A 19,576-nucleotide genomic window follows, 5' to 3' on the forward strand; every position below is an offset into this window, starting at 1 on the left:
CCTGTGGCGCTCCGCCGTCGGGGGCTAGGGTGGCGGGCACGACACCACTCGCGGGAGCCCGGACGCACCGGGCTGAGAGGGAGGCTGGCCGGCCTCCGACCGTACGAACCTGATCCGGGTCATGCCGGCGAAGGGAGGGGCGGGAACGCCCATGCGTTCTTCCGACAGCATCGAACGCGCCACCGACGTCCTCGTGGTCGGCGGCGGCATCATCGGCCTGGTCACGGCGTGGCGGGCGGCCCGGCGCGGGCTGGGCGTCGCGCTCGTCGACCCCGAGCCCGGCGGCGGCGCCGCGCGGGTCGCGGCCGGCATGCTCGCCGCCGTCACCGAACTGCACTACGGCGAGGAGACCCTGCTGGCGCTCAACCTCGCCTCCGCCGCCCGCTACCCCGCCTTCGTGGCGGAGCTGGAGGAGGCCACCGGTCTCGACGTGGGCTACCGCGCCTGCGGCACCCTCGCCGTCGCCCTCGACGCCGACGACCGGGCCCACCTGCGCGAGCTCCACGCCCTCCAGACCCGCTGCGGACTGGCCTCCGAGTGGCTGAGCGGCCGCGAGTGCCGCCGGCTGGAACCCCTGCTGGCGCCGGGGGTGCGCGGCGGGCTCCGGGTGGACGGCGACCACCAGGTGGACCCGCGCCGGCTGGCCGCCGCGCTGCTCACCGCCTGCGAGCGGGCCGGGGTGGTCTTCCACCGGGCGCTCGCGGACCGGCTCACGGTGGTCCGCGACCGGGCCCGCGGGGTCGTCCTCGGTGACGGCACCGAGCTGTCCGCCGGGCAGACCGTCCTCGCGGCGGGCAGCCTCAGCGGCCGGCTCGCCGGCGTGCCCGAGGCGGTCCTGCCGCCGGTCCGCCCGGTGAAGGGCCAGGTCCTGCGGCTGCGGATCCCCGCCCCGTACGCCCCCTTCCTCTCCCGCACCGTCCGGGCCGTGGTCCGCGGCAGCCACGTCTACCTGGTGCCGCGCGAGAACGGCGAGCTGGTCGTCGGCGCCACCAGCGAGGAGCTGGGCTGGGACACCACGGTGACCGCCGGCGGGGTGTACGAGCTGCTCCGCGACGCCCACGAGCTCGTCCCCGGCCTCACCGAGCTGCCGCTCACCGAGACCCTGGCCGGGCTGCGCCCCGGCTCCCCCGACAACGCGCCGCTGCTCGGGCCGAGCGCCCTCCCGGGCCTCCACCTGGCCACCGGCCACTACCGCAACGGGGTCCTCCTCACCCCCGTCACCGGCGACGTCATGGCGGAGGCGCTCGCCACCGGCGTCCTCCCCGAGGAGGCGCGCCCCTTCTCCCCCCGCCGTTTCCCGACCGCTCTCCCCGTACGTCAGGAGCAGCCCGCATGAACGTGTCCGTGAACGGCGAGCCGCGCGCGCTCGCCGCCCCCGTCTCCCTGGCCTCTCTGGTCGCCACCCTCACCACCGCCCCCGCCGGGGTGGCCGCCGCCGTCAACGAGGCGGTGGTGCCGCGCGGCGAGTGGGCGACGACGCTGCTCGTCGACGGCGACCGGGTCGAGGTCCTGACCGCGGTGCAGGGGGGCTGAGCGCGATGTCCGACGACGTGTTCGTCCTCGGCGGTACGGAGTTCTCCTCCCGGCTCATCATGGGCACCGGCGGCGCGCCCAGCCTGGACGTCCTGGAGCGCTCCCTGGTGGCCAGCGGCACCGAGCTCACCACGGTCGCCATGCGCCGCCTCGACCCGACCGTGCAGGGCTCGGTCCTCTCCGTCCTGGACCGGCTCGGCATCCGCGTGCTGCCGAACACGGCCGGCTGCTACACGGCGGGCGAGGCCGTCCTCACCGCCCGGCTGGCCCGGGAGGCCCTCGGCACGGACTGGATCAAGCTGGAGGTGGTCGCCGACGAGCGGACCCTCCTCCCGGACGGCGTGGAGCTCCTCGACGCCGCGGAGACGCTGGTGGACGACGGCTTCACCGTCCTGCCGTACACCAACGACGACCCGGTGCTGGCCCGGAAGCTGGAGGACGTGGGCTGCGCGGCGATCATGCCGCTCGGCTCCCCCATCGGCTCGGGCCTCGGCATCCGCAACCCGCACAACTTCGAGCTGATCGTGGAGCGGGCCGGCGTCCCGGTGATCCTCGACGCCGGCGCGGGCACCGCCTCGGACGCGGCGCTCGCGATGGAGCTGGGCTGCGCGGCGGTGATGCTCGCCTCGGCGGTGACCCGCGCGCAGGAGCCGGTCCTGATGGCCTCCGCGATGCGGCACGCGGTCGAGGCCGGCCGGCTGGCCCGCCGCGCGGGCCGGATCCCCCGCCGTCACTTCGCGGAGGCGTCGTCCCCCGTGGAGGGCCGCGCCCGGCTGGACCCGGAACGCCCCGCGTTCTGACCCCGGGCCGGGGCGGGGAGCGCGGGGTACGTCACAAGCGTGCTGCGGTCGGGGCCCGTGGGGCGGGGGGAGCGCGTACCGGCTCGTAGACTCGACGCCGTGGACACGACCCTTCAGGACCCCCTCGTCGGGCGGCTGCTCGACGGCCGCTACCGCGTCGACGCGCGCATCGCCGTCGGCGGGATGGCCACGGTCTACCGGGCCGTCGACACCCGCCTCGACCGCGTCCTCGCGCTCAAGGTGATGCACCCCGCCCTGGCGGCCGACGCCGTCTTCGTCGAGCGGTTCATCCGCGAGGCGAAGTCCGTCGCCCGCCTCGCGCACCCGAACGTGGTCGCCGTCTTCGACCAGGGCGCCGAGGGCGCGTACGTCTACCTGGCGATGGAGTACGTCTCCGGCTGCACCCTGCGCGACGTGCTCCGCGAGCGCGGCGCCCTCCAGCCCCGCGCCGCCCTGGACATCCTGGAGCCGGTGCTCGCCGCGCTCGGCGCCGCGCACCGGGCCGGGTTCGTGCACCGGGACATGAAGCCGGAGAACGTGCTGATAGGGGACGACGGCCGGGTCAAGGTCGCCGACTTCGGGCTGGTCCGCTCGGTCGGCTCGGCGACCGCCACCACCGGCGCGGTCCTCGGCACCGTCTCGTACCTCGCCCCCGAGCAGATCGAGCACGGCACCGCCGACACCCGCGCCGACGTGTACGCCTGCGGTGTCGTCCTGTACGAGATGCTGACGGGCGCCAAGCCGCACGCCGGCGACACCCCCGCCCAGGTCCTCTACCAGCACCTGAACACCGACGTGCCGGCCCCGTCCGCCGCCGTGCCGGGGCTGCCGCTGGAACTCGACGAGCTGGTCGCCGCCGCGACCGCCCGCAACCCCGACGTCCGCCCGCACGACGCGGTGGCGCTGCTGGCCCTGGTCCGGGAGGCGCGGGCCGCGCTCACCGACGCCCAGCTGGACGCGCTCCCGCCGCGGGCCAAGGCCGAGCAGCGGGACACCGGCGAGGACCGCACCAGCGTGATCGCCCGCGCCGTCCCGGCGGCCGAGGCGGCCGACCCGCAGCCGGTGCAGCACACCAGCCGGCTCGCCACCCCCGAGCCTCCGCCGGCCGGCCCGCGCCGCGGCCTCCGCCGGCCCCCGAACGGCCCGCTCCTGATCGTCGTCGGCGTGCTGCTCGCGCTGGGCCTCGGTGCCGGCGTCTGGTACATCAACGCCGGCCAGTTCACCCGCGTCCCCGCCGTCCTCGGCCAGACCGAGGAGGTGGCGGCGAAGCGGCTCGCCGACGCCGGCCTGGAGCTGGGCACGACGAAGCGCGCCTTCAGCGACGTGTACGAGCGCGGCACCGTGATGGGCGTCGACCCGGCGCCCGGCGAGCGGGTCCGCAGCCACGCCACCGTCACCCTCACCCTCTCCCGGGGCCCGGAGATCGTGAAGGTGCCCAACCTGCGGAACAAGCCGCTCGACGAGGCCAAGCGGACCCTCACCGAGCAGGGCCTCGCGCCCGGCGTCGTCACCAGCGAGTTCAGCACGACCGTCACCCAGGGCGCGGTGATCTCCTCGGACCCGGAGCCGGGCACCGAGCGCGCCCCGGACTCGGCCGTCGCGCTGGTGGTCAGCAAGGGCGCCCCCGTCGACGTCCCGGACGTGACCGGCGAGACCGTCGCCGACGCCACCGCCCTCCTCCAGGACGCCGGGCTCAAGGTGTCCGTCGCCCCGGAGCGGGTCCACTCCCCCGAGGACGCCGGCGCGGTCGCCGCCCAGTCCCTCGCCGAGGGCAGCCGGGCCGCGAAGGGCGACGCGATCACCCTGACCGTCTCCAAGGGCCCGCGCCAGGTCGAGGTCCCGGACGTCGTCGGCATGACGACCGACGAGGCCCGCGAGGAACTGGAGGCCGCCGGCTTCGAGGTGAAGGTCGAGAAGAGCTTCCCCTTCCTCGGCGACGAGGTCTCGGGCCAGTCCGTCGAGGGCGGCGAGACCGCCCCCGAGGGCTCCACCGTCGCCATCACCATCAAGGGAATCTGAGACACCCATGCGCAACCCCGTCGGCGGCCACGTCCCCGTGGCCGGCGGACTCGCCACGACCGGCCTCGGCTACGCCCGCGAGCTCGGCGCCGAGACCGTCCAGGTCTTCGTCGCCAACCCGCGCGGCTGGGCCACCCCCACCGGCAACCCCGCCCAGGACGAGCGGTTCCGGGAGGAGTGCGCGGCGGAGTCCCTGTCGGCCTGGGTGCACGCCCCGTACCTGATCAACTTCGGCTCCCACACGGAGGCCACCGTCGAGAGGTCGGTGGAGTCGCTGCGCCACTCGCTGCGGCGCGGCCGGGAGATCGGCGCCAAGGGCGTGGTCGTGCACACCGGCTCGGCGACCGGCGGCCGCCCCCGCGAGGAGGCGCTGGCGCAGGTACGCGAGCGGATGCGGCCGCTCCTCGACGAGCTGACCCACGAGGACGACCCGTACCTGCTCCTGGAGTCCACGGCCGGGCAGGGCTTCTCGCTCTGCTCCAGGGCGGAGGACTTCGGCCCGTACTTCGACGCGCTCGACCACCACCCCAAGCTGGGGATCTGCCTCGACACCTGCCACGTCTTCGCGGCCGGCCACGACCTGGCGGAGCCGGGCGGGGCGGTGCGGACCCTGGACGAGCTGGTCGCCACGGTCGGCGAGGGCCGGCTGCGGCTGATCCATGCCAACGACTCCAAGGACGTCGTCGGCGCGCACAAGGACCGGCACGCCAACATCGGCGTCGGTCACATCGGCGAGGAGGCTTTCCGGCAGCTCCTGCGCCATCCGGCCACCGACGGGGTGCCGCTGGTCATCGAGACCCCGGGCGGCAGGGAAGGCCACGTCGCCGACATCGAGCTGCTCAAGAAGCTGCGCGACTAGAAGTACCCCGAGGGGGTATACGGTCTCCTGACGAGAAGCAGGTCGACCGCTACCCGAGGTTGGGGGCACCCCCATGGAGCACGAGACGCACGACCACCCCACGGGCCACACGGGCCACACGGGCCACACGGCTCATGGCGGCCACGCGGACCATGCGGGCCACGCGGACCACGGCGGGGGCGCGGCCTCCTGGGGCATGGCCGTGAAGGCCACGCTGCACTGCCTCACCGGCTGCGCCATCGGCGAGGTCCTCGGCATGATCATCGGCACCGCGCTGGGCTGGGGCAACGCCCCCACCATGGTGCTGGCGATCGTCCTGGCGTTCTTCTTCGGCTACTCGCTCACGCTGTGGGCCGTGAAGCGGGCCGGCCTGACCCTGAAGGCCGCCGTCGGCGTCGCGCTCGCCGCCGACACGATCTCCATCACCGTGATGGAGATCGTGGACAACGCCGTCCTGCTGGTGGTCCCGGGCGCCATGGACGCCCATCTGTCGGACGCGCTCTTCTGGGGCGCCCTGGCGTTCGCGTTCCTCGTCGCCTTCCTGGTCACCACGCCGGTCAACAAGTGGATGATCGGGCGCGGCAAGGGGCACGCGGTGGTGCACCGGTACCACCACTGACGGGTCAGAGCTCCGGGCCGTCGCCCGGTTCCTCCTGGTAGGAGTAGCGCTGCTCGGTCCACGGGTCGCCGACGTTGTGGTAGCCGCGCTCCTCCCAGAAGCCCCGGCGGTCGGCGGTCATGTACTCCACGCCTCGGACCCACTTCGGGCCCTTCCAGGCGTACAGGTGCGGCACGACGAGCCGCAGCGGGAAGCCGTGCTCGGCGGTGAGCAGCTCGCCGTCCTTGTGGGTGGCGAAGATCGTGCGCTCGTCGGCGAAGTCGGAGAGCCGCATGTTGGCGCTGTAGCCGTACTCGGCCCAGACCATCACGTGCGTGACGTGCGGCGCCGGCGGCGCGAGCTCCAGGACCGTCCGGGCGGTGACGCCGCCCCATTCGGCCCCGAGCATGCTGAACTTCGTCACGCAGTGCAGATCGGCCACCACGGTGGAGAACGGCAGGGCCGAGAACTCCTCGTGGTTCCAGCAGCGCTTCTCGCCGTCGGCGGTCGCCCCGAAGACCCGGAACTCCCAGCGCTCGGGCTTGAACTTCGGCACCGGCCCGTAGTGGGTGACCGGCCAGCCGCGCTGGAGCCGCTGCCCCGGCGGCAGCTCGGGCGAAATGTCCGGCATCCCCGCTTCCCGGTGTACTCCGCTGTCCGGCTGACCCATGTCATCCATGGTGACAGACCGCGAGGGGTGGTCATGACCAGCCACCCACCCGGACGCACCCATTCGGGCAACTCCTACTAAGCCTGCACTTACTGGACGCCCCCCATTCGGAGTGCGAGGATGCGGCCATCCCGCCCTGTGAGGGGCCGGACACGTCCCGTGATGGAAGGAACCTGGAGCGATGCAGGGCGACCCCGAGGTCCTGGAGTTTCTGAACGAGCAGCTGACCGGCGAGCTGACGGCCATCAACCAGTACTGGCTGCACTACCGCATCCAGGACAACAAGGGCTGGACGAAGCTCGCGAAGTACACCCGCGAAGAGTCCATCGACGAGATGAAGCACGCGGACAAGCTGACCGAGCGCATCCTGATGCTCGACGGCCTGCCCAACTACCAGCGGCTCTTCCACGTGCGCGTCGGCCAGACCATCACCGAGATGTTCCAGGCGGACCGCCAGGTCGAGGTCGAGGCGATCGACCGCCTCAAGCGGGGCATCGAGGTCATGCGCGCCAAGGGCGACATCACCTCGGCCAACCTCTTCGAGGAGATCCTCGCGGACGAGGAGCACCACATCGACTACCTGGACACCCAGCTGGAGCTGATCGAGTCGCTGGGCGAGGCGCTCTACATCTCGACGCTCATCGAGCAGCCGAGCTAGCGCCGGCCGGGCCGGGCTACGCGGCCTCGGACAGGTCGCCCGTCTCCGCCTCGAGGGCGGGCATGCCCTGGTTCAGGAGCTCGCGGCGCGGGCAGTTCCCCCGCCCGAGGAGCGCCTGGATGTGCCGTACGCACGAACCGCAGTCCGTGCCCGCCTTGCTGGCGGAGGCGATCTGGCGGGGCGTGCAGGCGCCGGCCTCCGCGTGCTCCTTGACCTGCTTCTCCGTGACACCGAAGCATGAGCAGACGTACACGCGGTTCACCTCCCGCCGAGATCGATTAGGCTAACCTAACCTTACCCGGCGGGTGGGGGGCGTAAAAGCCTTCGATACGACGATGGGGCGCGGATCACAAGGATCCGCGCCCCATCGTCGTAGGTACCTACTTACTGATCGCGGTACATCTCCGCCACGAGGAACGCGAGGTCGAGCGACTGGCTCCGGTTGAGGCGCGGGTCGCAGGCCGTCTCGTAGCGCTGGTGCAGGTCGTCGACGAAGATCTCGTCGCCGCCGCCCACGCACTCCGTGACGTCGTCACCGGTGAGCTCGACGTGGATGCCGCCCGGGTGGGTGCCCAGCGCCTTGTGGACCTCGAAGAAGCCCTTGACCTCGTCGAGCACGTCGTCGAAGCGGCGGGTCTTGTGGCCCGAGGCCGCCTCGAAGGTGTTGCCGTGCATCGGGTCGGTCACCCAGGCGACGGTGGCGCCCGAGGCGGTGACCTTCTCGACCAGCTCCGGCAGGCGGTCCCGGACCTTGTCGGCGCCCATGCGGACGATGAAGGTCAGCCGGCCCGGCTCGCGGTCCGGGTCGAGGCGCTCGATGTACTGCAGCGCCTCCTCCGCGGTGGTCGTCGGGCCCAGCTTGATGCCGATCGGGTTCGCGATCTTCGAGGCGAACTCGATGTGCGCGTGGTCCAGCTGGCGAGTGCGCTCACCGATCCAGACCATGTGGCCGGAGGTGTCGTACAGCTTGCCGGTGCGCGAGTCCGTACGGGTCAGGGCGCCCTCGTAGTCGAGCAGCAGCGCCTCGTGCGAGGCGTAGAACTCGACGGCCTTGAACTCGGCCGGGTCGGTGCCGCACGCCTTCATGAAGTTCAGCGCGTTGTCGATCTCGCGGGCGAGCGCCTCGTAGCGCTGGCCGGACGGGGACGACCTCACGAAGTCCTGGTTCCAGGCGTGCACCTGGCGCAGGTCGGCGTAACCACCGGTGGTGAAGGCGCGGACCAGGTTGAGCGTGGAGGCGGAGGCGTGGTACATCCGCTTCAGGCGCTCGGGGTCCGGGACGCGGGCCTTCTCGTTGAAGTCGAAGCCGTTGACGGAGTCGCCCCGGTACGTGGGGAGCGTCACACCGTCACGGGTCTCGGTGCCCTTGGAGCGGGGCTTGGAGTACTGCCCGGCGATCCGGCCGACCTTCACGACGGGCACGGAGGCCGCGTACGTCAGGACGGCGCTCATCTGGAGCAGCGTCTTCAGCTTGGCCCGGATGTGGTCGGCCGACACCGCGTCGAACGCCTCGGCGCAGTCGCCGCCCTGGAGCAGGAACGCCTCGCCACGGGCGACGGCTCCCATCCGGGCGCGCAGCTGGTCGCACTCGCCGGCGAAGACGAGCGGAGGATACGACTCGAGGTCCGCGATCACATCGCGCAGAGCCTCGGCATCGGGGTACTCGGGCTGCTGCGCCGCGGGCAGGTCTCGCCAGGTCGCCTTGGCGACGGCGTGGGATTCAGCGTTCACGGTCACGCGGACAACACTACGGGGTTCTTCGTCCGGTCCTGTCCCCTGCCCAGTGACTGAGACGCGCGCCCGTGACACCTGGACGGGATCTTCACGCCATCGAGTGATGTTACCCTCAGGCCCGTTTCAGCAAACGAGCAAACCGGCTCGGGGGCTGAGCCACACATACATAGCGACGACACAGGGGTGGGTGTGACCCAGAGGCACCGCAGGGATCGCAAGAAGAAACGACTCTTGTACGGAGCGGCGGCCGCGGTCGTCGCCACGGCCACCATCGGCACCATCGCGGTCGCCTCGCCGGGCCTCCTCGGCACGGCCGACGACCCGAAGCCCGGCTCCACGGCCACCCTCCAGGAACAGTTCGCGTCGGCGGCGGCGGAGTTCGACGTGCCGCAGAGCGTGCTGATGGCGGTGTCGTACCAGAAGTCGCTCTGGGAGTCGCACGACGGCGCTCCCAGCACCACGGGCAGCTACAACGTCATGGGGCTGACCAAGGTCGACCCGGAGGACGTCGAGGTCGAGATCACCGACGAGCAGATCCGGCACTTCAACGGCAGCGGCCGCCCGGAGATCGAGAAGAAGTTCGACCCGGAGGCGGTCCGTCGTGCCCTGGAGAAGTCGGTGGTCGACACCGACGATCCGAAGCTCCACACCCTGGACAAGGCCGCAGAGCTGATCGGCGCCTCCACGACGGCCGTCCAGAACGACACCGCCGCCTCCATCCGGGCCGGCGCCGCACTGCTCGCCGAGTACCAGAAGCAGGCAGGTGCCGAGCTGTCCGAGGAGCCGGGCGACTGGTACCCGGCGGTGGCCCGCTACAGCGAATCCTCCGAACGGAAGGGCGCGGACGTCTTCGCGAAGCGCGTCTTCGAGTCGATCGAGACGGGCGAACGGGCGACCACCCTCGACGGCGAGCAGGTCAGCCTGCCCGCGGACCCGTCGGTCGACCCGGTCAAGCCGTCGAACGTTCCGCTGGCCGCCACTTTCGCGAGCACCACGGCGGCCACCGTGGACTGCCCGACGACCGTGAACTGTCTGGCGAAGTTCATCGTGCCGACCTCCACGGGTCAGAAGAACTACACGACGGCGAGCCGCCCCGCCTCGGGCGTGGACATCCGGCAGATCGTCATCCACGACACCGAGGGTCCCTGGGACGGGTCCCTCCGGGTCCTCACCACCCCCACCGGCGGCGCCAGCGCCCACTACATGGTGAGCCAGGCGGGCGACAAGATCGCCCAGATGGTGGAGAACAAGGACCTGGCCTGGCACGCGGGCAACTGGACCCACAACATGCACTCCATCGGCGTGGAGCACGAGGGCTGGGCCATCAAGGAGGGCTACTGGTTCGACCCGCAGCTCTACCGCACCTCCGCCGAGCTGGTGAAGCACCTGGCCACGAAGTACAACGTCCCCATCGATCGCGAACACATCATCGGTCACGACGAGGTCGCGCTGTCGCTCGACAACAAGACCGGCAACCTGCACTGGGACGCGGGCCCGTACTGGGACTGGAACTACTACATGTCCCTGCTCGGCGCCCCGCAGGGCGACCAGGGTGCGGGCGGTCTGCTCCGCGCCGGGCAGACGGTCCGCGTGGTGCCTCCGTTCACCACGGCGAACCAGACGGCGATGACGTACTTCGACGACGTCACCAAGACGAACAAGACGGCCTCTGTCCGCCCCGTCAACTTCGGCTACCTCTACAGCGACTCGTCGACGAGCGCCGCGGCCCTCAAGGACCCGTACTTCTCGGCGCTGGCGACCCAGGGCTCGAACTATGCCAACAAGGTCCGCGCGGGCGGCCTGTACGTCGTCGCCGACGTCCGTCCCAACTGGACGGCGATCTGGTACGCGGGTCAGAAGGCCTGGTTCTACAACCCCGGCGGCCAGTACACCGTGCCGGTGAACGCCACCACGGTGAAGGTCAAGTCCGGCCTGGCCACGGCCAAGATCTACGGCCGCGCCTTCCCGGAGACCGCCGCCTACACCGCGGCCGGCCTCGCCGCCCCCGGTGACGAGAACGCCTACCTCACGAAGTTCCAGGATGCGTACGCCTTCGACGCGGGCCAGGAGGCCTATGTCAAGGCCGGTCCCGCGGTGAAGGGCGACGACTGGTTCGGCTCCGCCCAGAAGAACGTCATCGGCTCCACGATGTTCGTGCCGATCCGCTTCCACCACAAGATCGTGTGGGTGAAGCAGAGCGACATCGTCGAGGCGCCCGGCGCCGCGCCCGTCGCCACCACCGACCGCTACAACGTCATCGCCCGCGACAAGTCCGGCGTCCTCTGGCAGTACCAGGGCACCGGGTCCGGGACCGCGCCGTTCCTGACGCGGTACCGGGTCGGCAGCGGGTGGGGCGTGTACAACGCGATCACGCCGATGACCGCGCTGCGGGCCGACGGGACCGGGGACATCGTCGCCCGGGACAAGGACGGCGTGCTCTGGTACTACAAGGCCACCGGCAACCCGTCCAAGCCCTTCGCCACCCGGCTGAAGGTCGGCGGCGGCTGGGGCGTCTACAACAAGCTCCTCGGCGCCCGGGACATGAACGGCGACGGCCGGCCCGACCTGATCGCCCGGGACGCGTCCGGCGTGCTGTGGCTGTACACGAACACCGGCGCCACCCCGAACCCCTTCGCGACCCGCGTGAAGGTCGGCGGCGGCTGGAACGTCTACAACGAGCTCATCAGCACCGGCGACATGACCGGTGACGGCCGGCCGGACCTGATCGCCCGCGACACGACCGGCTACCTGTGGCTGTACAAGAACACGGGCGGTTCGCCGAACCCGTACGCCACCCGGGCCAAGGTCGGCGGCGGCTGGGGCGTCTACAACGTCATGGTCGGCCCGAGCGACCTCGACAAGGACGGCAAGCCGGACCTGATCGCCCGCGACACGACCGGCAACCTCTGGTTCTACAAGAACACCAACAGCTACCCGAACCCGTACGCCCCGCGCGTCTCGGTTGGCGGTGGCTGGGGGATCTACGACCTGATCGTCTGATCGGGTCGCACCCCGCGCGGGGCCCGTTCCGTACCGTCCGCGGTGCGGAACGGGCCCCGTTCCCGTCTCCCGCTGGGTTACAGTGCTCGCATGTACGCGCTGACGACCCAGAACTGGTGGTGGACCGTCCCTCCGGCGGCCCACTGACTGCGCGTACTCCGAAGACCACGCGAAGGCCGCCCGAGGGGCGGCCTTTCTCGTACCCGCGAGGCCGTTCCTCTCCGTACTCCGACCGGAAGGAACACCCATGGACTTCGACCTCTCCCGTCTCCTCGACGACTCCGCACCGCCCTTCGCGCTGCTGCGCCGCCGCACCCCCGGCCGTGACCACGACACCGTCGAGGTGCTGGTCGGCGCCGTCCACGAGGCGGAGCGGCTGGCCGAGCTGCCGGTGGGCGAGCGGCCGGCGCTCGCGCTGGTGCCGTTCCGGCAGATCCGGGAGCGGGGCTTCGACGTGCGGGACGACGGCACCCCGCTCTCCGTGCTGGTCGCCGAGGAGGCGTACGAGCTGCCGCTCGGCGAGGTGCTCGACGCGCTGCCCGCCCACCGGGTCGAGGTCACCGGCGGGGCGTTCGACGTCTCCGACGAGGAGTACGCGGGGACCGTGCGGCGGGTGATCGAGGACGAGATCGGGGCCGGCGAGGGCGCCAACTTCGTCATCCGGCGGACGTACACCGGTGAGATCCCCGGCTTCGGGCGGGCCGACGCGCTCGCGCTCTTCCGGCGGCTGCTCGCCGGCGAGCGGGGCGCGTACTGGACCTTCGTGGTCCACACCGGGAAGCGGTGCCTGGTCGGTGCCAGCCCCGAGGTGCACGTGCGGATGGCGGGCGGGACCGTCGTCATGAACCCGATCAGCGGCACGTACCGGTACCCGGACGGGGCCGCGCCGACCGCCGAGGGGCTGCTCGGCTTCCTCGCCGACCGCAAGGAGACCGAGGAGCTCTCCATGGTGGTCGACGAGGAGCTGAAGATGATGTGCACGGTCGGCGACATGGGCGGGGTGGTGATCGGGCCGCGGCTGAAGGAGATGGCGCACCTCGCGCACACCGAGTACGAGCTGCGCGGGCGGTCCTCGCTGGACGTGCGGGAGGTGCTGCGGGAGACGATGTTCGCGGCGACCGTGACGGGCTCGCCGGTGCAGAACGCCTGCCGGGTGATCGAGCGTCACGAGGCCGGCGGGCGCGGCTACTACGCGGGGGCGCTGGCGCTGCTCGGCACGGACGAGAACGGGGCGCAGACGCTGGACTCCCCCATCCTCATCCGGACCGCCGACATCACCGCCGACGGGCGGCTGCGGGTGCCGGTGGGGGCGACCCTGGTGCGGCACTCGGACCCGGCGGGCGAGGTCGCCGAGACCCACGCGAAGGCGGCGGCGGTGCTGGCGGCGCTCGGGGTGCGGGACGGGCGCCCGGCGGGCGACTCCCCCGCCCGGCCGCGGCTGGCGGACGATCCGCGGGTGCGGGCGGCGCTGGACGCCCGGCGGGCGGATCTGGCGCCGTTCTGGCTGCGGATGCAGACCCGGTCCGCGGAGCTCTCCGGCCACGCGCTGGTGGTCGACGCGGAGGACACCTTCACCGCGATGCTGGCGCACCTGCTGCGTTCCTCGGGCCTGGAGGTGTCGGTGCTGCGGTACGACGAGCCGGGGCTGCGGGAGCTGGTGCTCGCCCATGAGGGGCCCGTGGTGCTGGGCCCCGGGCCGGGCGATCCGACGGACGCGGCCGACCCGAAGATGCGGTTCCTGCGCGGGCTCACCGCCGAGCTGCTGCGCGGCCACCGGCACGGGCTGCTCGGCGTGTGCCTCGGGCACGAGCTGATCGCGGCGGAGCTGGGCCTGGACATCGTGCGCAAGCGGACCCCGTTCCAGGGCGCCCAGGTCCGGATCGACCTGTTCGGTCAGGAGCGCACGGTCGGCTTCTACAACAGCTTCACGGCGCGCTGTGACGAGCGGGAGGCGACGGAGCTGGCGCTGCACCGGATCGAGGTGAGCCGGGACACGGCGACGGACGAGGTGCACGCGCTGCGCGGGCCGGGCTTCGCGGGCGTGCAGTTCCACCCGGAGTCGGTGCTGACGCTGGAGGGCGCGGCGGTGACGGCCTCGCTGCTGGCCGGCGTGCTGGTCTAGGAAGTGTCCTAGGCGGCGGCCCTCGGGACCAGGACGTTCTCGCCGCGCCGGCCGGCGGTGTAGTCGAGGACGTTCTGGACCGTGGTGTCGATGATCTGGCCGACCGCGTCCTCGGTGTAGTACGCCTGGTGGCTGGTCACCACGACGTGGGGGAAGGTCACCAGGCGGGCCAGGGTGTCGTCCTCGATGCCCGCGAGGGACTTGTCGAGGAAGAAGAGGCCTGCCTCGGCCTCGTAGACGTCGAGGCCGACGCCGGCGAAGCGGCCGGCGCGGAGTTCGGTGACGAGGGCCTCGGTGTCGACCAGGCCGCCGCGGCTGGAGTTGACCAGGATCGCGTCGTCCTTCATGGCCTTGAGGGCGGCGGCGTCGAGGAGGTGGTGGGTGGCGGGCAGCAGCGGTACGTGGAGGCTGACGAGGTCGGCCTCGGCGAGCAGCCGGTCCTTGTCCACGTACTCCATGCCCAGTTCGGCGCAGGCGGGGTTCTCGACGACGTCCCAGCCGAGGAGCCGCATGCCGAAGCCGTGGGCGATCCGGGCGAACGCCTCGCCGATCTTGCCGGTGCCGACGACGCCGGCCGTGCGGCCGCGCAGGTCGCGGCCCATCAGCCCGTCGAGGCGGAAGTCGAAGTCCCGGGTGCGGTTGGAGGCGCGGACGATCCGCCGGTTGACGGCCAGGGCGAGCGTCCAGGCGAACTCGGCGACGGAGTACGGCGAGTAGGACGAGACCCGGGCCACGGTGAGGCCGAGACGCTCGGCGACCTCCAGGTCGATGTTGTTGAAGCCGGTGGAGCGCTGGGCGATCATCTGGGTGCCGCCGGCAGCGAGGGTCTGCAGGACCCGGTGGTCGAGGATGGCGTTGACGCTGGTGGAGATGATCTCGTAGCCGGCCGCGATGGGGGCGGTGTCCTCGGTGAGGAAGACGTCGAGGCAGCGGACGTCGTGGTGGCCGGCGAAGGCCCGCTCGATCATCGGCTTCTCGTCCGCCTGCACGCCGAACGCCAGGATCTCCACGCCAGTCCTCCCGCCAGAGAGCGCCAGAGAGCGCCAAAGAGCCGCATACGCGCCCGAATATACGGCTCCGTCCCGGCGTCCGCTCTCCGTCCGCCCGGCGCGCGGCCGGTCAGCCCTCGTCGAGCCCGCGCTCGATCGCGTACCGGACCAGCTCGACGCGGTTGTGCAGCTGGAGCTTGCCCAGGGTGTTCTGGACGTGGTTCTGCACGGTCCGGTGCGAGATGACCAGCCGCTCGGCGATCTGCTTGTAGCTGAGGCCCTTGGCGACGAGCCGCAGCACCTCGGTCTCGCGGTCGGTGAGGCGCGGCGCCTCGGGCTCGCCGGCGCCCGCGGCGGGGGCGGGCTCGGAGGCGAGGCGGCGGTACTCGCCGAGGACCAGGCCGGCCAGGCCCGGGGTGAAGACCGGGTCGCCGGCGGCGGTGCGGCGGACCGCGTCGATCAGCTCCTCGGTGCTGGCCGACTTCAGCAGGTAGCCGGTGGCGCCGGACTTCACGGCCTCCAGGACGTCGGCGTGCTCGCCGCTCGCGGAGAGGACCAGGACCCGCAGCCCGGGCAGCGTGCCGACGAGTTCCTTGCAGACCTGGACGCCCGGCTTGGCCGGCAGGTTCAGGTCCAGGACGAGGACGTCGGGGGCGGCGGCCGGGGCGCGGCGGACGGCCTGCTCGCCGTCGCCGGCGGTGGCGGTCACGTCGAAGCCGGCCTCGGCCAGGTCGCGGGCGACGGCGTCCCGCCACATGGGGTGGTCGTCGACGACCATCACCCTGATCGGCCGCTGCTCCGCCTGGTTCTGGACCTCGTTCACTGCTCTCCTGCCTTCCCCCGTGCGCCCCGCGCCGGTCGCGGGACCTTCAGTTCGACTTCGGTGCCCTGGCCGGGGACCGAGATCAGCTCGGCCGTGCCGCCCAGATCGCGCAGCCGCCCCCGGATCGAGAGGGCGACGCCCATCCGGCCCTCGCCCTCCGCCTCGGAGAGCCGCCCCTCCGGGATGCCGGGCCCGTCGTCCCGGACGGTGACGATGACCTCGTCGTCCCAGTCCTCGACCAGGATCCACGCGCGCGCGTCCGCGCCCGCGTGCACCCGCACATTGTCCAGGGCGGCGCCGACGGCGGCGGCCAGCTCCCGTGCGGCGGAGGAGGGCAGCGGGACGGGCACGCCGGGGTCGGAGAGGGTGACCCGGGCACCGGCCCGCGGGGCGAGCAGGGTGCGCAGGTCGACGGGGGTGCCGTCGTCGGGCTCGTCGTCGACCTCGACGACCCGGACCACCGCCCCCTCGGACTCGTCCTCGGAGACGTGGCTGGTGCGGGTGAGGCCGCCGGCGACCAGGGTGCGCAGGGCGACCTCCTGCTCGCCGGCCATCCGGCCCAGCTCGGCGGCCTCCCCGCCGAGCGCGGTGCCGCGCCGCTGCACCATGGCGAGGACCTGGAGGACGCTGTCGTGGATGTCGCGGGCGAGCCGCTCGCGCTCCCGGGTGGCGGCCTCGATCTCCAGGGCGCGGGCGAGGGTGCGCTCGGAGGCGCGGGCGACCTCGACGACGTAGCCGATGGCGATGGAGGCCACCCAGACCAGGATCACGTTGTGGACGGTGTCCCGGGTGGGGTGGCCGCGCTCGATGATGTTGGCGACGGCGACGAGGGAGGAGGCGAGGCCGGCCCAGCGCCAGCCGCCCTTGATGGCGTAGGCGAGGACGGAGCCGGCGGTCCATATCGTCGGCAGCGTGGGCCCGTCGACGGACTGGGCGTGGGCGTCGGCGAGCGGGGTGAGGAGGATGCCGGTGAGGGCGACGGTCAGGTCGGCGGTGAGGAACCGCTTGGTGCAGCTGGCCGCGTTCGCCACCCTGGGGAGGGTGGCGAGGGTCCAGACGCAGAGCACCGCCAGATAGCCGACGGCGATCCAGGGCCGCTCGTAGGCGTCCCGGCCGGTGACGAAGATCAGTACCGCGTAGACCATCGTCAGGACGCGGTATCCGGTCAGCGCCCGCCACAACGGCTGCTCGACCGACATGCGCACGACACGCTCGCGCTTGGCCATCTCCCCCACCCCCCGCAGGCGCCCCCGGACGGGAGCGTCAGGCGCCGGACTCTTCCCGTGCGGCGATCTCCGCCTTCACGGCCTCCTTGGCGGCCTTCTCGGCCTCCGCGATCTGCCGCTTCGCGGCCGTCGCGTAGATGTCCACGTACTCCTGCCCGGAGAGCTTCATGATCTCGTACATGACCTCGTCGGTCACCGAGCGCAGGATGAAGCGGTCGCCGTCCATGCCGTGGTAGCGGGAGAAGTCCAGCGGCTTGCCGATCCGGATCCCGGGGCGCATCAGCTTCGGGACGATCTTGCCGGGCGGCTGGATCTTCTCGGTGTCGATCATGGCGACGGGGATCACCGGGGCGCCGGTGGCCAGCGCGACCCGGGCGAGGCCGCCGGGCTTGCCGCGGTAGAGGCGGCCGTCGGGCGAGCGGGTGCCCTCGGGGTAGATGCCGAAGAGGCCGCCGCCCTCGATGACCTCGATGCCGGCCTTGATGGCCGCCTCGCCTGCGCCGCGGGCGCCGGAGCGGTCCACCGGGAGCTGGCCGACGCCCTTGAAGAAGGCGGCGGTCAGCCGGCCCTTCACGCCGGGCGTGGTGAAGTACTCGGCCTTGGCGATGAAGGTGACCTTGCGGTCGAGCACCGCGGGCAGGAAGAAGGAGTCCGAGAAGGACAGGTGGTTGCTGGCGAGGATCGCGGGACCCTCGGCGGGAATGTTCTCCAAGCCCTCCACCCAGGGCCGGAAGGCCAGCTTCAGGGAGCCTCCGATGGAGAACTTCATCGCGCCGTAGATCAACTCGCCATGCCTTCCGTGTGCCGTCGTGACGACTTTATCCCGTACCGGCGTGCCGCCCCCGCTGCGGCCCTGGTCGGGTGTCGGTCCGGTCGCGTACCGTGAAGGTCCTTCCCCCACCGCCGTACGCCTCCGGCGCCCCCGACGGGCCGGAGCCGCAACCGAACAGGAGACCCCGGTGCCGGTCCTTCCCGGAGCCGAGCCGTACCGCCATGAGGGCGGAGAGGTCGGCGTCCTTCTCTGTCACGGATTCACCGGTTCCCCGCAGTCGATGCGTCCGTGGGCCGAGTACCTCGCGGACCGCGGCCTGACGGTGTCGGTGCCCCTGCTGCCCGGCCACGGCACCCGCTGGCAGGACATGCAGCTCACCACCTGGCACGACTGGTACGCGGAGGTGGACCGGGCGCTGCGCGAGCTGACCGCCCGCTGCTCGACCGTCTTCGTCTTCGGTCTCTCCATGGGCGGGGCGCTGACCCTGCGGCTCGCCGCGCGGCACGGGGACGCGGTCCGGGGCATCGTCCTCGTCAACCCGGGGAACAAGGTGCACGGTCTCGCCGCGCAGGCGCTGCCGGTCGTGCGGCACCTCGTCCCGACGACGAAGGGCATCTCCAGCGACATCGCGAAGGAGGGCATGACCGAGGTCGGCTACACCCGGGTGCCGCTGCACGCCGCGCACTCGCTGCGGCGCTTCTTCCGGCTGGTCGACGGCGAGCTGCCGCAGGTCACGCAGCCGCTGCTGCTGCTGCACAGCCCGCAGGACCACGTGGTGCCGCCGGCCGACTCGGCCCGGATCCTCAGCCGGGTCTCCTCCACCGACGTGAAGGAGGTCCTGCTGGAACAGAGCTACCACGTGGCGACGTTGGACCATGACGCGGAGAGGATCTTCGAGGAGAGTCTGGCGTTCGTCGAGCGTCTCGCCCCGGGACTCGTGGGCGGGAAGGGGAGCAGGAGCGGTGGCTGACCAGCAGGACGGCGGCGAGCGGGAGCCGCAGCCCATCGACGAGGAGGCGGCGTGGGCCGCGATCGTCGCCGGGTACGGCGAGGAGCCCGCGGACCCGCCGGGGACGCGGCCGTTCCGGCCGATCGAGAACCTGAGGCTGCCGGACCCGGAGGAGCTGGAGGCCCGTGAGGCCCGGGCGGCCTCGGGCGGCGACGTGCCGAAGCCGGACAAGACGAAGCGGGAGACGCCGTCGCCGCTCGCTCCGGAGCCGGAGCCGGGCCCCGACTCGGGCGACGAGGGCGACGAGAAGCCGGCCCTCGGCAGCTCGGTCGTCTTCGCGCCCGGGGTGCGCCCGGGCGGCCCGCGCGACTACAGCCTGGCGGAGCCGGAGTCCGGGGGCGCCTCGGACGAGGGTCACTTCGTGCCGCCGGAGCCGCCGCCGCTGCCGGAGGCGGACACCACGACCAAGTTCGCCTGGCTCGCCGTGGTCGGCGGCCCGGTCCTGATGCTGGTCGCCGTCCTCCTCCAGTGGGACATGACCTGGTGGCTCACCACCCTGTGCATCGGCGGCTTCCTGGGCGGTTTCGTGACCCTGGTGGCCCGCATGAAGGGCGACGACGAGGACGACGACGGCTACGACGACCCGGGCCGCGGCGCGGTGGTGTGACCGCTCGGGCCGGGGCCGGGAGGCGGATCGCCGCCGGCACCGGGAGGTGAGCTGATCCTCCCGACGCCGCTCTCGCGCCGCTCGGCGCCGGGGCGCCTCCCGGGCTTCGGGCGGCTGCGGCGGACCCCGTCCGCCGGGACCGTGGTCCGGCCGGCCG

The 19,576-nt window shown here is 72.4% G+C and carries 20 protein-coding genes and 1 riboswitch; of the genes, 12 read left to right on the forward strand and 8 right to left on the reverse strand.

The genetic code is table 11. From position 1 onward, the window contains the following. Positions 1-40 precede the first annotated feature (40 nt). A riboswitch (TPP riboswitch) is annotated at positions 41-154 on the forward strand. The 6 genes from thiO (at position 152) to ABFY03_RS10735 (ending at position 5,830) form a co-directional block, all read left to right on the forward strand. Then, a complete protein-coding gene (thiO, locus tag ABFY03_RS10710) occupies positions 152-1,336 on the forward strand; it encodes a glycine oxidase ThiO (protein ID WP_346169772.1) in 1,185 nt (394 codons plus the stop codon). Its footprint overlaps the riboswitch before it by 3 nt. Next, on the forward strand, positions 1,333-1,533 hold the full coding sequence (thiS, locus tag ABFY03_RS10715; RefSeq protein WP_319008095.1) for a sulfur carrier protein ThiS: 201 nt from the start codon (positions 1,333-1,335) through the stop codon (positions 1,531-1,533). The genes thiO and thiS overlap by 4 nt, the downstream gene beginning before the upstream one ends. Positions 1,534-1,538: 5 nt before the next feature. Further along, a complete protein-coding gene (locus tag ABFY03_RS10720) occupies positions 1,539-2,333 on the forward strand; it encodes a thiazole synthase (RefSeq protein ID WP_319008094.1) in 795 nt (264 codons plus the stop codon). 99 nt (positions 2,334-2,432) lie between these two features. Beyond that, on the forward strand, positions 2,433-4,352 hold the full coding sequence (pknB, locus tag ABFY03_RS10725; protein ID WP_346169773.1) for a Stk1 family PASTA domain-containing Ser/Thr kinase: 1,920 nt from the start codon (positions 2,433-2,435) through the stop codon (positions 4,350-4,352). A gap of 7 nt (positions 4,353-4,359) precedes the next feature. Next, positions 4,360-5,211: a deoxyribonuclease IV gene (locus ABFY03_RS10730; RefSeq protein ID WP_319008092.1), complete on the forward strand. Its 852-nt coding sequence runs from the start codon at positions 4,360-4,362 to the stop codon at positions 5,209-5,211. A gap of 73 nt (positions 5,212-5,284) precedes the next feature. After that, positions 5,285-5,830 carry a DUF4396 domain-containing protein gene (locus ABFY03_RS10735; protein WP_346169774.1) on the forward strand — a complete coding sequence of 182 codons (546 nt, stop codon included), beginning with the start codon at positions 5,285-5,287 and terminating at the stop codon, positions 5,828-5,830. A 4-nt stretch (positions 5,831-5,834) separates the two neighbouring features. Here the strand turns inward: ABFY03_RS10735 and ABFY03_RS10740 are convergent, their stop codons facing one another. After that, positions 5,835-6,479, reverse strand: a complete 645-nt coding sequence (locus tag ABFY03_RS10740) for a sulfite oxidase-like oxidoreductase (RefSeq protein ID WP_319008090.1) — start codon at positions 6,477-6,479, stop codon at positions 5,835-5,837. 181 nt (positions 6,480-6,660) lie between these two features. Here ABFY03_RS10740 and bfr point away from each other — a divergent pair, with 181 nt between their 5' ends. Continuing rightward, entirely contained in the window at positions 6,661-7,137 is a 477-nt protein-coding gene (gene bfr, locus ABFY03_RS10745) for a bacterioferritin (protein WP_015032978.1), read from the forward strand. 16 nt (positions 7,138-7,153) lie between these two features. Here the strand turns inward: bfr and ABFY03_RS10750 are convergent, their stop codons facing one another. Together ABFY03_RS10750 and ABFY03_RS10755 are read right to left on the reverse strand one after the other, a co-directional pair. Next, complete coding sequence (locus ABFY03_RS10750; RefSeq protein WP_319008089.1) at positions 7,154-7,399, reverse strand: (2Fe-2S)-binding protein; 246 nt, start codon at positions 7,397-7,399, stop codon at positions 7,154-7,156. A 122-nt stretch (positions 7,400-7,521) separates the two neighbouring features. Further along, positions 7,522-8,874, reverse strand: coding sequence for a class II 3-deoxy-7-phosphoheptulonate synthase (locus ABFY03_RS10755; RefSeq protein WP_386723539.1), 1,353 nt, complete (start codon positions 8,872-8,874; stop codon positions 7,522-7,524). Between the two features lie 228 nt (positions 8,875-9,102). Here ABFY03_RS10755 and ABFY03_RS10760 point away from each other — a divergent pair, with 228 nt between their 5' ends. The 3 genes from ABFY03_RS10760 (at position 9,103) to ABFY03_RS10765 (ending at position 13,993) form a co-directional block, all read left to right on the forward strand. Beyond that, complete coding sequence (locus tag ABFY03_RS10760) at positions 9,103-11,871, forward strand: N-acetylmuramoyl-L-alanine amidase (protein ID WP_346169775.1); 2,769 nt, start codon at positions 9,103-9,105, stop codon at positions 11,869-11,871. A gap of 90 nt (positions 11,872-11,961) precedes the next feature. Continuing rightward, the gene (locus ABFY03_RS37910) at positions 11,962-12,018 is read left to right on the forward strand and encodes a trp operon leader peptide (RefSeq protein ID WP_369293331.1); all 57 of its coding nucleotides are present in this window, start codon (positions 11,962-11,964) and stop codon (positions 12,016-12,018) included. A gap of 100 nt (positions 12,019-12,118) precedes the next feature. Continuing rightward, complete coding sequence (locus tag ABFY03_RS10765) at positions 12,119-13,993, forward strand: anthranilate synthase family protein (RefSeq protein WP_346169776.1); 1,875 nt, start codon at positions 12,119-12,121, stop codon at positions 13,991-13,993. Between the two features lie 8 nt (positions 13,994-14,001). On the opposite strand, the gene ABFY03_RS10770 is transcribed toward ABFY03_RS10765, so the two are convergent. The 5 genes from ABFY03_RS10770 to ABFY03_RS10790 form a co-directional block, all read right to left on the reverse strand. Further along, positions 14,002-15,003 carry a 2-hydroxyacid dehydrogenase gene (locus ABFY03_RS10770; protein ID WP_319008086.1) on the reverse strand — a complete coding sequence of 334 codons (1,002 nt, stop codon included), beginning with the start codon at positions 15,001-15,003 and terminating at the stop codon, positions 14,002-14,004. A gap of 109 nt (positions 15,004-15,112) precedes the next feature. Then, positions 15,113-15,760 (reverse strand): response regulator transcription factor, encoded by a 648-nt coding sequence (locus ABFY03_RS10775; protein ID WP_319008136.1) that lies wholly within the window; start codon positions 15,758-15,760, stop codon positions 15,113-15,115. 41 nt (positions 15,761-15,801) lie between these two features. Beyond that, positions 15,802-17,031 (reverse strand): MacS family sensor histidine kinase, encoded by a 1,230-nt coding sequence (gene macS / locus ABFY03_RS10780; RefSeq protein ID WP_319008085.1) that lies wholly within the window; start codon positions 17,029-17,031, stop codon positions 15,802-15,804. A gap of 37 nt (positions 17,032-17,068) precedes the next feature. Further along, the gene (locus tag ABFY03_RS10785; RefSeq protein ID WP_319008084.1) at positions 17,069-17,800 is read right to left on the reverse strand and encodes a lysophospholipid acyltransferase family protein; all 732 of its coding nucleotides are present in this window, start codon (positions 17,798-17,800) and stop codon (positions 17,069-17,071) included. Between the two features lie 49 nt (positions 17,801-17,849). Then, the gene (locus ABFY03_RS10790) at positions 17,850-18,059 is read right to left on the reverse strand and encodes a hypothetical protein (protein WP_319008142.1); all 210 of its coding nucleotides are present in this window, start codon (positions 18,057-18,059) and stop codon (positions 17,850-17,852) included. On the opposite strand from ABFY03_RS10790, the gene ABFY03_RS10795 reads away from it, so the two are divergent. Both ABFY03_RS10795 and ABFY03_RS10800 read left to right on the forward strand, forming a co-directional pair. Beyond that, entirely contained in the window at positions 17,991-18,773 is a 783-nt protein-coding gene (locus ABFY03_RS10795) for an alpha/beta hydrolase (RefSeq protein ID WP_346169777.1), read from the forward strand. The genes ABFY03_RS10790 and ABFY03_RS10795 overlap by 69 nt on opposite strands. Further along, positions 18,766-19,419 carry a hypothetical protein gene (locus tag ABFY03_RS10800; protein ID WP_319008082.1) on the forward strand — a complete coding sequence of 218 codons (654 nt, stop codon included), beginning with the start codon at positions 18,766-18,768 and terminating at the stop codon, positions 19,417-19,419. Before ABFY03_RS10795 ends, ABFY03_RS10800 begins: the two co-directional genes overlap by 8 nt. Positions 19,420-19,576 lie beyond the last annotated feature (157 nt).

The organism is Streptomyces roseofulvus (genome assembly GCF_039534915.1).
In the GTDB taxonomy this organism is placed as follows: Bacteria; Actinomycetota; Actinomycetes; order Streptomycetales; family Streptomycetaceae; genus Streptomyces; species Streptomyces roseofulvus.